This is a genomic window from Arthrobacter melezitosi, assembly GCF_054511055.1.
In genome coordinates this window covers 264,266-276,266 of sequence record NZ_JBTNDJ010000004.1, presented here as the reverse complement: position 1 = coordinate 276,266, position 12,001 = coordinate 264,266, and the positions used below count along the sequence as shown (strand labels likewise).

Below are 12,001 nucleotides of genomic sequence, written 5' to 3'. Positions count from 1 at the left end.
AAAGAATAGTCCCCCCCCCCCCCCCCCCCCCCCCCCCCCCCCCCCCCCCCCCCCCCCCCCCCCCCCCCCCCCCCCCCCGGCCCACGTCTTTGCGGGACCGATTTTCCTTGCCAACACCTGCCGCTGCGGAAAGGATGGCGGGATGGATTTCTCGCCCACCACAGCCATCGTTACGGGGTCCGATTCGGGGATCGGCCGGGCCACCGCCCTGGCCCTGGCCGAGGCGGGCCTCGACGTCGGCATCACCTGGCACTCGGACTCCGAGGGGGCGGAGGCGACCGCCCGCGGGGTCCGGGCCCACGGGCGGAAGGCCGTCGTCGCCCAGCTCGACACCACCGCGGCCCCCGCCTGCGGCGACGTGGTGGACGCAATGGCGGAGGAGCTTGGCGGCGTCGACGTCTTCGTCAACAACGCCGGAGTCAAGGGCGGCACCCTGTTCCTCGAGACCGACTGGGAGACCTGGCGCGGCACCCTCGCCGCGAACCTCGACGGCGCCTTTGTCTGCATCCAGCGGGCGGCGGCACGCATGGTGCGGGCCGGGCGCGGAGGACGCATCATCGCCGTGACCAGCGTGCACCAGGAGCAGCCCCGGGTCGGCTCCGCCGCGTACGACGCCTCCAAGCACGGCCTGGGCGGGCTGGTCCGCACCATCGCCCTCGAGCTGGCCGACCGGGGGATCACCGCCAATGCCGTGCTTCCCGGCGAGATCTCCACGCCCATGAACGACGCCGGAGACGTCGACCCCCGCACCGTGGACCGGCCCGGAATTCCGGTGGGCCGGCCCGGCGACGCGAAGGAGGTCGCCGCGGTCATCGCCTTCCTGGCCTCCCCGGCCGCAAGCTACGTCAACGGAGCCTCGTTCGTCGTGGACGGCGGAATGCTCCAGATGGGCCCGCAGGCCGGGTCCCACCTCACCAGCGGGGAGTGGCGCTCACTCTGAGGAGCCCTCCCCGGGGCTGTAACGTAGAGCGGGTGAAACCCGTACATCCCCGCCTTACCGCAGCTCTTTCCGCCGTCGTCCTTGGCGTGACGCTCAGCGCCTGCGGGTCCGATTATCCCCTCGGCCCGGAGCAGGAAGCGGCGGCACGCAACGCGGACTCCAAGCTGCAGGGCGCGATCACCGGAGCCGGCTCATCGGCGCAGGGGCCCGCCATGGAGGCCTGGCGCGCAGCCTTCGCCACCGTCAACCCCCGCGCCCAGGTGCAGTACTCCCCCGACGGCTCGGGGGCGGGGCGTGGAGCGCTCCTCGCCGGGGCGGTGACCTTCGCCGGGTCCGACGCCTATCTCAGCGACGAGGAACTCGCCGAATCGGAGGAGGCGTGCGGGCCGGGCGGCGCCTTCAACATCCCCGCCTACGTCTCCCCCATCAGCATCGCCTTCAACCTTCCGGGCATCACCGAACTGAACCTCGACGCGGCAGCCATCGCCCGCATCTTCCGCGGCGAGATCACCGTCTGGAACGACCCCGAAATCGCCTCGCAGAACAAGGGCGTGGACCTCCCCGCGACGCGCATCGCCCCGGTGAGCAGGTCGGATGACTCCGGCACCACCGAAAACTTCACCGACTACCTCCACGCCGTGGTGCCCGAAATCTGGACCGACGAGCCCGACGGCACCTGGCCCGGAGACATCGGCGGGGAGAACTCCAAGGGCAATTCCGGGGTGGTCAGCACCGTCTCCGGCACCGAGGGCGCGGTGACCTACGCCGACGACTCCGCCGTCGGGCCGCCCCTGGGCCGGGTGAACCTGCGCGTGGGCACCGAGTACGTGCCGGTGAGCGCCGAAGCCGCGGCGGCCGCCGTCGACCTGGCCTCGATGGTTCCCGGGCGCCCCGACTACGACATGTCCCTTGAGCTTGACCGGACGACGACGGCGCCGGGGGCCTACCCCCTCGTGCTGGTTTCCTACCACGTCTTCTGCAGGACCTATGAGAACAAGCAGTCGGCCGAGGTGGCCAAGGCATTCGGCGCCTATGCGGTGAGCGAGGAGGGCCAGCAGGAGGCGGCCGAGGCGGCAAAGAGCGCCCCGCTGTCGGCCGAGCTCTCCCGCCGGGCCATGGAGTCGATCGCCGGCATCACGGTGTCGAAAAGCTGACCCGCCCGAGGACCGCGGCCGGCACGGGGTCCAGCAGAGCGCGCACGCGCAACGGAGGCGGGGCACCAGGTGGTGCCCCGCCTCCGTCGTCGGCCTTGCCCGTCGGCCGCTAGTTGCCGGCGCGTGGTCCGCCCGACTCCGGATCATCGAGGGACAGGTCCGGAAGGTCGCCGTTGGCCGGTGATGCCTCCGAGCTGACTCCGCTCGAGGGCGCGCTGATATCACCGCGCCAGGCGCCGCTTTCACCGCCGCTCTTCTCAATGAACTCCTTGAACCGCTTGAGGTCGGCCTTCACCTGGCGCTTGTCGGCATTGACCACCGAGCCGATCTTCTCGGTGAAGGTTTCGGGATGCCAGTCGAGCTGCACCATCAGCCGGGTGGTGTTGTCGTCGATCCGGTGGAAGGTGACGACACCTGCGTGGGATTCGCCGTCGGTGCTCTTCCAGGCCACCCGCTCATCGGGGTGCTGTTCGGTGATTTCCGCGTCGAACTCCCGCTTCACGCCGCCGATGCTCGTCACCCAGTGGGTGGAGGTGGCGGAAAGCTGGGTCACGGAGTCGACGCCGCCCATGAATTTGGGGAACGTTTCGAACTGGGTCCACTGGTTGTAGGCCGTGCTGACCGGCACTGAAACTTCGATCGATTCCTGCACTGATGCCATGACGCATTCCTCCTTGGGGCTGGGACCGGAGCCGCTCTCCGCGGCCGGCCTCGACCGCTCGTGGGCCGCAAGATAACCAGACAATAAGTAAGCTTAGGATATGCAGTTCGATGGGATTTGGCCAATGGCCGGGTCCTGGGTGGAGGAACTTCGCCCGCAGAAACGCACCGAATCCGCCCGCCCCAGGCGGGCTTTGCCCCTACGCATGGAGGATTTATGAAGCATCACCCACGCTGACCGATAACCTGCAGTCCGTCCTGGTCGATTTGATCGAACTCCATCTGCAGGGCAAGCAGGCGCACTGGAATGTCGTCGGCAAGAACTTCCGGACCATGCACCTGCAGCTCGATGAGATCATCGACGACGCCCGGTTGTTCACCGACCAGCTCGCCGAACGCATGCGCGCCCTCCACGCGGTCCCCGACGGCCGCAGTGCCTCGGTGGCCCGGGGAACCTCCATCGACCAGTTCCCGGCCGGGCTCGTCTCCACGCAGGACACCATCCCCCGGGTGGTCCGCATGCTCGAATCGGCGGTCCAAAGGATGCGGGACGTCCACGACCAGGTCGACGAGGAAGACCCCACGACGGCGGACATCCTCCACGGGTTCATCGAAAAGCTCGAGCAGTACGCGTGGATGGTGGCCGCCGAAGACATGGAGCCCACCACCGAGGTGACAGAGCCCGCCCAGGCCGTCCCGGCCTAGGCGGCGGCGGGGCTGCGGGCGCCACCTCCTCCCCGAAGCAGCAGCCGGACCCCCCGGGGCGCATCACGCCGGGCCGGGACGCCGGCCACCATCTTCGAAACAAGGTGATCGCCTAGTAATGTGTAGGCTTATTAACCGGTCTAGCAGAAGGCCGATCACGAACACTTCCGGAGTTTGTGCATCGGTCCTGAATCCTTCGGGGGACGCCAGCGGCTGATGCTCCGCCCTGGGACGACCGAACGAAACAGGACCAGAGATCATGGCCGACAGGGTTGCCGGGCAATCACCCACCGACTACCTTCAGGAACTCATCCTCGATACCGACGATGTCGAAGAATTCCTCAATGAATTCGCGGCTTTTTCGGCAAACCAGCTGTTTGACCGCACCGGCGGGGCGCTCTGCGGAGTGACCCTCCTGCGAAGCAGGCGGGCCGGCACCGTGGCCAGCAGCAGCCCCGAAGCCAAGGAGCTCGACGAGATCCAGTACCGCCATTCCGAGGGGCCGTGCCTGACCGCCTGCCTGGAGCACCGCACGGTCCACGTGGCCAATGTGGCGGCGGACGAACGGTGGCCCGACTACCTCGCCGACATCTCGCAGCACGGCGTCCAGTCGATCCTCGGAGTGCCCTTCGACCTCGAGGCCGGCACCATGGCGGCACTGAACGTGTACTCAGTGCGGGCCGGAGGCTTCGACGAGGAGTCGATCCGCACCGCCGAGGGATTCGTCCGCCAGACCTCCAGGGCCCTGATGCTCTCGGTCCGCCTTGCCCAGCACAGCGACTCGGTGTCGAACCTCAAGGCCGCGATGAAATCCCGCACCGCCATCGATATCGCCATCGGAATCATCATGGCCCAGAACCGGTGCAGCCAGCAGGAGGCCTTCAATATCCTCAAGGCGGTCTCGAGCAGCCGCAACCGGAAGGTCCGTGACATTGCCGCCTCCGTGGTGGCCTCCATCGGCCAGGGCGAACCCGAGACCCACTTCGAAGCGTAGGCGGAGGCCACCCGCCCGCGTGGGTGTCTTGCCGAAACTGCAGCTCACCACCCTCCGCGGGGCTCAAAGCGTGGTTAGCTGCAAACTCGCGGAAATGCCTCCACCCGGGCTCCCACCGAAACTGCAGCTCACCACCCTCCGCGGGGCTCAAAGCGTGGTTAGCTGCAAACTCGCGGGGACATCAGCGGCGTCGGCCCCGCCGGTTCTGCGGCGTCCGGGCCTTTCCCGCCTTCGCGGCCCCCTTCGGGGCGCCGGAACGCTTCCCGCCCGGTGCGGCCGACTGCTTGGCCCCCTGCTGCGCCCCGGCCTTCCGAGCCGGAGCCTTCGAGGATGCACTTTTCGGACCGTCGGCGGCCGAGGGCTGGCGCGAGCTGCGCTCGGTCCGGCCGCGCACGATTCCGATGAACTCCTCGACGTCCTGCGAGTCGTTGCCCTCGAGCCAGGCGATGCCGATCGTGGTCCCCGGAAGTTCGGGCACCGGCCGGTGCACGGCGTCCCGGCGGGCATGCAGCCGGGCCAGGGACATCGGGAGCACGACGACCCCGGCCCCCGACGCCGCCACCTCGACGGCTCCGGCGGGGCCTCCGCACTCCGCGACGTCGAGCCGGTTCTCCGCCTCGAGTTCGGCCAGCGGCACCTCGTCATAGAGCGAGATTTCATGCTCCTTGGAGGACACCACGACGGCTTGTTCCTCATAGAGCGGGATGACGAAAAGATTCTCCCGGTCCACGGGAAGCCGGACGAAGAGGACGTCGACGGCGGCGGAGTGCAGGGCGGCCACGGCGTCGTCGCCGTACTGCTGAAGCTCCAGCGGCACCTCCGGGTGCCGCTCCCGCCACCGCCCGACCCATTTGCCGGGGGTGACGCCGGCGACGAAGCCCACGGAAAGCGTTCGGGGCTTGAACTCTGGCACAACTTCACCCTAGCCCACGGGCGGCCGGGGCAGCGCCGGGGACCGTTACGCTTGGATCATGACCCCCGCAAAAACCCCGCAGACCATGAAACCGGCCACCGCGGCCAAGAAACTTGGCATTTTCCTGCCCGCCGCACCCTCGGAATTCCAGGAGCGGGAACTGACGCGGGGGGAGTTCAACGAACTGCAGCAGAGCCCGCCGGAGTGGCTCGCCGAGCTGCGCCGCAACGGTCCGCACCCCCGTCCCGTGGTGGCCCAGAAGCTGGGGGTCTCCGTCAGCGGGCTGGCCCGTGGCGGCGTTACCGAGGCGCTGACGACCGCGCAGATCACGGCCCTGCTGCAGGATCCCCCGGCCTGGCTCGTCGCCGAACGCGCCACCCAGGCCGCGGTGCGGGCGGAGGCCGCCCGGGTCAAGGAGCGCGATGCCCAGCGTGCGCAGGAGGCCGGCTCCGAGCAGGGCAGGAAGTAACCGCGAAGTTGCGCCGGGCCCCCGGATGAACCGGGTTTAAGGGCATTTCCCTCCACTGCGTAGCATATTCAGGGCTCCTCCACGGCCGGAGCCTCCGATTGACTTAATAGAACACGTATTCGAATATTGAGTCGTGACTCCACCAGCTGCAGGCGCCCTCGAGGAGGACGGGCCGTTCCCCTCCGGCTCCGGCGCGCCCGGGCCGCGGCTGCTGAAGACCGCCTCCCCGGTGGACCTGCAGCAGCGCATCAACCAGATGCAGGCCAGTCGGCTGGATTCGAGGCGGCTTCCCACGGTTCCGGCACTGGCCCGGATCCTGCCCGGCGGTGGCCTGCAGTCCGGGGGCTCGTACTCGGTGCGGAACTCCGCCGCCCTGGCCATGGCGTTGCTGGCCGGTCCTTCCGCCCAGGGGGCCTGGTGCGGGGTGGTTGGACTGCCCGAATTCAGTGTGGAGTCCGCCCGTGAATTCGGGATCAACCTCGACCGGCTGATCCTGGTGCCCGCACCGGGAGCCCAGTGGCTCACGGTGACGGCGGCCCTGATCGATGTGGTCTCGGTGGTCCTCACCCGCGCCCCCGAGCACCTCACCCCAACCGATACGGCCCGGCTCAAGGCGAGGCTCCGGCAGCGCGGGGCCGCGATGGTCACCCTGGGGAGCTGGCAGCAGAGCGACTCGACCCTGGGCGTGGCCGAGAGTGTGTGGGAGGGCCTCGGCTCCGGAAGGGGCCACCTGCGTGCCCGCCGGATGAAAATCACCGCCACGCACCCCTCGGGCCGGCCCCGGCATGCCTACCTTTGGCTTGCCGACCTGCAGCACGGGCTGCAGGATCCGGCCGGCAGGTACCTCAACGACGGTGCCCCGGGCTCCGCCGACGGCGGGGATCCCCTGTTCTGGCCCACCCTGATGAACTCCTGATGGACAGCCCGCCCGCCGGAGACGGCTCCACCGCCACCCGGACCCTTTTGCTGTGGTGCCCGGACTGGCCGATCACGGCCGCCCTGCGTGAACATTCCCTCGAGGCCGACGCGGCCCTCGCCCTGGTGGCGAAGGGGGAGGTCTTCGCCTGTTCCCCCGCCGCCCGCCAGGAGGGGGTGCGCCGGGGGCTGCGGGTCCGGGAGGCCCAGGCGCGGTGTCCGCACCTCATCTGCCTGCCCTACGACCCGGATTTGGACCAGCGCAGCTTCGAACCGGTCACCGCCGCCGTGGAGACGATTATGCCCGGCGTCCAGGTCCTCCGGCCGGGACTGTGCGCGGTCCGGGCCAAGGGTCCCTCCCGCTACTACGGCAGCGAGGAAAAGACGGCCTCCGTCGTCTTCACGGCCCTTGCCGCCATCGGCCTGACGGACGTGCGGATCGGAATCGCCGACGGTCCGTTCGCCGCCGAGCAGGCGGCCCGGGTCGCCGAGGAAACCGACGACGCCGACGGGCCGCTGTGCATCATCCCGCCCGGACGCTCCGCCTGGTTCCTCAGCACGTTTCCCCTCGAGGTCCTGGATCAGCCGAAGCTCGCGGTACTGCTGCGCCGCCTGGGGATCCGCTCGCTCGGGGACTTCGCCGCGCTCGGGGCAGCCGATGTCCGCAACCGGTTCGGCGAAGAGGGCGCACTGGCGCACCGGTTGGCCAGCGGAACCGACTCCGCGGGCGTGGTGGCGCGCAGGCCTCCGCCGCAGCTTGAGACCACCGTCGACTTCGAGCCGCCGCTGGCCCGCATCGACCAGCTCGCCTTCGCCTTCCGGATGTCCGCCGAGGCCTTCATCGACCGGATCCGGGGCGCCGGGCTCGTCTGCACGGCACTGCGGGTGGTGTTGACTTCCGACTCCGGCGAGGTGTCGGAGCGGACCTGGCAGCATCCCCGGTGGTTCGACGCCGACGACGTCGTCGACCGGGTGCGGTGGCAGCTGCAGGGGGGAAGGAACGCCGACAGCGGGCTGAGCTCGGGCATCACCCGCGTGCAGGTCGGGCCGGTGACCGTCGAGGACCTGGGCGACCATGCCGACGGGCTATGGGGCACGGGCCCCGACGAGAGCGTCCACCACGGCCTGGCCCGGATCCAGAGCATGCTCGGCCACGGCGCCGTCCTCACCGCGATCCTTGCCGGCGGGCGCCTCCTGGCGGACCGCCGCGTCTACATCCCCTGGGGTGACGCGCCCCCCGGGGCGCTCCCCCGGGACTCCAAGCTGCCCTGGCCTGGGAAGCTGCCCGGGCCCGTCCCGGCCACGGTCTTCGCCGAACCGGTTCCGGGCATCGTCGTCGATGCCGCAGGGAACGGCGTCGACGTCGACGGCCGTGGGGTGCTCAGCGCCGATCCTGCGTTTTTCTCGGCCGGCCGCCATACGGGACCGCGCTGGCCGGTGCAGTCCTGGGCCGGGCCCTGGCCCATCACCGAACGCTGGTGGGACCCGGCAGGGCGGGTCCTGAACCGGTTCCAGCTGGTTGACCCGTCGGGGTCTGCCTGGTTGTTCCTCCTCGAGGACCACCAATGGTGGGCCGAAGCCACCTACGACTGATCCCCCACCACCACAAGGAGCCAATCATGGGATGGAGCAACCCGCCCGTACCCTGGTCGGACTTCGAGAGGAATCTTTCGGATTCGACCCGCCCGGGGCTGCCTCCTCCGGGCGCCGACGGCGGAGACAGCCCGGCCTGGTCCCGCAAACGCCAGCCCTACACCCATCCGTCCGGCCCCGAACCGGAAGCCGGGCCCTCCATCCCCTATGCCGAACTCCACGTGCACTCGAATTTCAGCTTCCTCGATGGGGCCTCCAGCCCCGAGCACCTCATCGAGGAGGCCCGGCGGCTGGGGCTGCAGGGACTGGCCCTGACCGACCATGACGGACTGTACGGAGCGGTCCGCTTCGCCGAGGCGGCCGAGAAGCACCCGGGGCTCTCCACCATCTACGGTGCCGAGCTCTCCCTCGGGCTGTCGAAACCCCAGAACGGGGAGGCGGACCCCGAGGGCACCCACCTTTTGGTCCTGGCCCGGGGCTCGGCCGGCTACCACCGCCTGGCCGGGGCCATCACCGCGGCGCAGCTTTCCGCCGGCGCCGAAAAAGGAAGGCCCCGGTACGACCTCGGGGAGCTCGCCGGGCGGGCCGAGGGCTCCTTCTTCGTCCTCACCGGGTGCCGCAAGGGCGCCGTCCGGCAGGCCCTTGCCTCCGGGGGCATCCCGGCGGCCGAAGCAGAACTCCGGCGGTTGGTGGAGAATTTCGGCGGGGACAATGTGGCCGTCGAACTTTTCGACCACGGCAACCCCACCGACACGGCAACCAATGACGCCCTCGCCGCCCTGGCCGCCCGGATGGACCTGCCGCTGGTCGCCACCAACAATGTCCACTATGCCGACCCGGGCCGCCACCGGACCGCCACGGCGCTGGCGGCGGTGCGGGCGCGCCGGAGCCTTGACCAGATGGACGGCTGGCTCCCCGCGGCGGGCACCGCGCACCTGCGCAGCGGCGCCGAAATGGCCGCCAGGTTCCGGGCATACCCCGGCGCGGTGGAGCGGACGGTGGACCTGGCGGCGGACCTGGCGTTCCGGCTGCGCAGCGTTCGGCCCGGCCTGCCGAACCTCGACCTGCCGGAGGGCCATACGCAGATGAGCTATCTGCGGCGCCTTGTGTGGGAGGGGGCGGACCGGCTTTATCCCGGCCGGGAGGAGGTCCGGGACCGGATCCAGCGGGAGCTCGATGTCATCGAGAGCAAGAACTTCCCGGGCTACTTCCTCATCGTCCACGACCTCGTGCGGTTCGCGCGCAGCCAGGGCATCCTGTGCCAGGGGCGGGGATCAGCGGCCAACTCGGCCGTGTGCTACCTGCTGGAGATCACGGCCGTGGATTCGATCAAGTACCAACTGCCCTTCGAACGCTTCCTCTCGAGCATGCGCGACGAGGAGCCCGACATCGACGTCGACTTCGATTCGGACCGGCGCGAGGAGGTCATCCAGTACGTCTACCGGAAATACGGGCGGTTCAACGCCGCCCAGGTGGCCAATGTCATCACCTACCGTCCCAAATTCGCGGTGCGCGACATGGCCAAGGCGCTCGGGCACAGCCCCGGGCAGCAGGATGCCTGGTCCAAGCAGGTGGAGCGCTGGGGAAGCCTCGTCTCCAGCACCGACCATGACATCCCCGAGCCGGTGGTGGAGCTCGCCCGGAGCATCCTCACGTTTCCGCGGCACCTGGGGATCCATTCGGGCGGAATGGTGCTCACCGACCGGCCCGTGGGCGAAGTATGCCCGATCGAGCATGGGCGGATGGAGGGCCGGACGGTCCTGCAGTGGGACAAGGACGACTGCGCGTGGATGGGCCTGGTGAAATTCGACCTGCTGGGCCTCGGAATCCTCGCCGCCATCCAGTACAACTTCGACCTGGTGGAGGAGCACTTCGGGGAGAAGTGGGAGCTGGCCACCATCCCCAAGGAGGAGCAGGGCGTCTACGACATGCTGTGCTTCGCCGACTCGGTGGGAGTTTTCCAGGTGGAGAGCAGGGCGCAGATGGGGATGCTTCCCCGGCTGCAGCCCCGCCAGTTCTACGACCTGGTCATCGAGGTGGCGCTGGTGCGGCCCGGCCCGATCCAGGGCGGGGCGGTCCACCCCTATATCAAACGCAAGATGGGAGAGGAGGAGGTCCGCTACCTCCATCCCGACCTCGAACCGGTCCTCGAGCGGACCCTCGGCGTTCCACTGTTCCAGGAACAGCTGATGCAGATGGCCATGGTGGTCGGGGGCTGCTCCGGGGCCGACGCCGACCTCCTGCGCCGCGCTATGGGCTCCAAACGCGGCGAGGAACGGATCGACTCGCTGAAGGCCAAGCTGTACGAGGGCATGGCCGCGAGGGGGATTCCCGCCGACACGGCCGACGCCATCTACAACAAGATCCAGGCGTTCGCGAACTTCGGCTTCGCGGAGAGCCACTCCATCAGCTTCGCCCTGCTCGTCTACGTCAGCGCCTGGCTGCGGCTCCACTACCCCGGGGCCTTCCTTGCCTCGCTGCTGCGGGCCCAGCCCATGGGCTTCTACTCGCCCCAGACCCTCGTGGCCGATGCCCGCCGCCACGGTGTCGAGGTGCTGCGCCCGGACATCCTCTCCTCCGGGGTCCACGCCGGCCTCGAGCCCCTGCCGGGATTCACCCCCGGTCCGGAGCGCCGGGGCCGCACCACCGGAAGGGAATGCTGCGTCGAGGACCAGCAGCCGCCGGTTGAACCGTTCGACCGCAGCATCCCGTTCGATTCGACCCTGCACCGGCGGGACGGCAATTACGCCGTGCGGCTGGGGCTGGACAGCGTCCAGTCGATCGGCGCCAAGGTCGCCGCGAGGATCGTGGACGAGCGCACCCGCAACGGGCCCTTCGAGGATATGGGCGATCTCGTCCGGCGCACCGAACTCAACGCAGCACAGCTCGAGCTGCTCGCCGCCGCCGGGGCGTTCAACTCGATGGGCCTGACCCGGCGGGAGGCGCTGTGGAACGCCGGCCCGGCCGCCGCCGAGCGGGAGGGACAGATCAAGGGAACGGCCGTCTACATCCAGCCCCCCTTGCTGCCCGAACTGTCGGGGATCGACACCGTCGGCTCCGACCTGTGGGCCACCGGGATCACCCCCGACGACCATCCCGTACGGCATGTGCGGGCAAGGCTGCAACGCCGGGGCGCCCTCAGCGCCGCCGAACTGCAGACGGCCGAACCGGGGCGGCGGGTTGAGACGGGGGGCGTGGTGACCCACCGGCAGCGCCCGGCAACCGCCAGCGGCATCACCTTCATGAACCTTGAGGACGAAACCGGCCTGGTCAATGTGATCTGCTCGGTGGGCGTCTGGCAGCGCTACCGCCGGGTGGCCCGGGAAGCGAGCAGCGTTATTGTGCGCGGGGTGCTTGAACGCTCGGCCGAAGGGGTCGTGAACCTGGTGGCGGACCGCATCGAGGCGCTCCAGCTCAAGGCCACCACCCGGTCCCGGGACTTCCGCTGACCCGGGACCGGCTCCACCGCGGGTCCCGGTTAACGAAAGAACACCCCGGCCGCGGCCGGGGTGTTCCTCTTTCCTGTGCGCGAGGGGGGATTTGAACCCCCACACCCTTTCGGATACTGGCACCTGAAGCCAGCGCGTCTGCCGTTCCGCCACTCGCGCGAATAAGTTTCCAAGCTTGCCGAGGCGTTCCGGCTTCACTTGTGAACAGC

At 69.5% G+C, this 12,001-nt stretch carries 10 protein-coding genes and 1 tRNA gene; 8 read left to right on the top strand and 3 right to left on the bottom strand.

Annotated features, from left to right (window positions below; translation table 11 throughout):
• Positions 1-142: 142 nt before the first annotated feature.
• Together ACX80W_RS07335 and pstS are read left to right on the top strand one after the other, a co-directional pair.
• Positions 143-940 carry an SDR family oxidoreductase gene (locus ACX80W_RS07335; RefSeq protein WP_459281828.1) on the top strand — a complete coding sequence of 266 codons (798 nt, stop codon included), beginning with the start codon at positions 143-145 and terminating at the stop codon, positions 938-940.
• 32 nt (positions 941-972) lie between these two features.
• On the top strand, positions 973-2,094 hold the full coding sequence (pstS, locus tag ACX80W_RS07330) for a phosphate ABC transporter substrate-binding protein PstS (protein ID WP_459281826.1): 1,122 nt from the start codon (positions 973-975) through the stop codon (positions 2,092-2,094).
• 109 nt (positions 2,095-2,203) lie between these two features.
• Here the strand turns inward: pstS and ACX80W_RS07325 are convergent, their stop codons facing one another.
• The gene (locus tag ACX80W_RS07325) at positions 2,204-2,755 is read right to left on the bottom strand and encodes an SRPBCC family protein (protein ID WP_459281824.1); all 552 of its coding nucleotides are present in this window, start codon (positions 2,753-2,755) and stop codon (positions 2,204-2,206) included.
• Positions 2,756-2,967: 212 nt separating this feature from the next.
• Between ACX80W_RS07325 and ACX80W_RS07320 the strand changes: the two genes are divergently transcribed.
• Both ACX80W_RS07320 and ACX80W_RS07315 read left to right on the top strand, forming a co-directional pair.
• Positions 2,968-3,459: a Dps family protein gene (locus ACX80W_RS07320; protein WP_459281841.1), complete on the top strand. Its 492-nt coding sequence runs from the start codon at positions 2,968-2,970 to the stop codon at positions 3,457-3,459.
• Between the two features lie 259 nt (positions 3,460-3,718).
• Positions 3,719-4,453: a GAF and ANTAR domain-containing protein gene (locus ACX80W_RS07315; RefSeq protein ID WP_459281822.1), complete on the top strand. Its 735-nt coding sequence runs from the start codon at positions 3,719-3,721 to the stop codon at positions 4,451-4,453.
• 181 nt (positions 4,454-4,634) lie between these two features.
• On the opposite strand, the gene ACX80W_RS07310 is transcribed toward ACX80W_RS07315, so the two are convergent.
• Complete coding sequence (locus ACX80W_RS07310) at positions 4,635-5,366, bottom strand: LysR family transcriptional regulator substrate-binding protein (RefSeq protein WP_459281820.1); 732 nt, start codon at positions 5,364-5,366, stop codon at positions 4,635-4,637.
• A gap of 85 nt (positions 5,367-5,451) precedes the next feature.
• Here ACX80W_RS07310 and ACX80W_RS07305 point away from each other — a divergent pair, with 85 nt between their 5' ends.
• The 4 genes from ACX80W_RS07305 to ACX80W_RS07290 all read left to right on the top strand — a co-directional run bounded on the left by ACX80W_RS07305 (position 5,452) and on the right by ACX80W_RS07290 (position 11,792).
• Entirely contained in the window at positions 5,452-5,835 is a 384-nt protein-coding gene (locus ACX80W_RS07305) for a DUF5997 family protein (RefSeq protein WP_459281839.1), read from the top strand.
• A 133-nt stretch (positions 5,836-5,968) separates the two neighbouring features.
• Positions 5,969-6,751, top strand: coding sequence for a DnaE2-dependent mutagenesis accessory factor ImuA' (imuA', locus tag ACX80W_RS07300; protein ID WP_459281818.1), 783 nt, complete (start codon positions 5,969-5,971; stop codon positions 6,749-6,751).
• Positions 6,751-8,343 carry a DNA polymerase Y family protein gene (locus ACX80W_RS07295; protein ID WP_459281817.1) on the top strand — a complete coding sequence of 531 codons (1,593 nt, stop codon included), beginning with the start codon at positions 6,751-6,753 and terminating at the stop codon, positions 8,341-8,343. The genes imuA' and ACX80W_RS07295 overlap by 1 nt, the downstream gene beginning before the upstream one ends.
• A gap of 26 nt (positions 8,344-8,369) precedes the next feature.
• Complete coding sequence (locus tag ACX80W_RS07290) at positions 8,370-11,792, top strand: error-prone DNA polymerase (protein WP_459281815.1); 3,423 nt, start codon at positions 8,370-8,372, stop codon at positions 11,790-11,792.
• 76 nt (positions 11,793-11,868) lie between these two features.
• Here ACX80W_RS07290 and ACX80W_RS07285 read toward each other — a convergent pair.
• A tRNA-Leu gene (locus ACX80W_RS07285) sits at positions 11,869-11,951 on the bottom strand.
• Positions 11,952-12,001 lie beyond the last annotated feature (50 nt).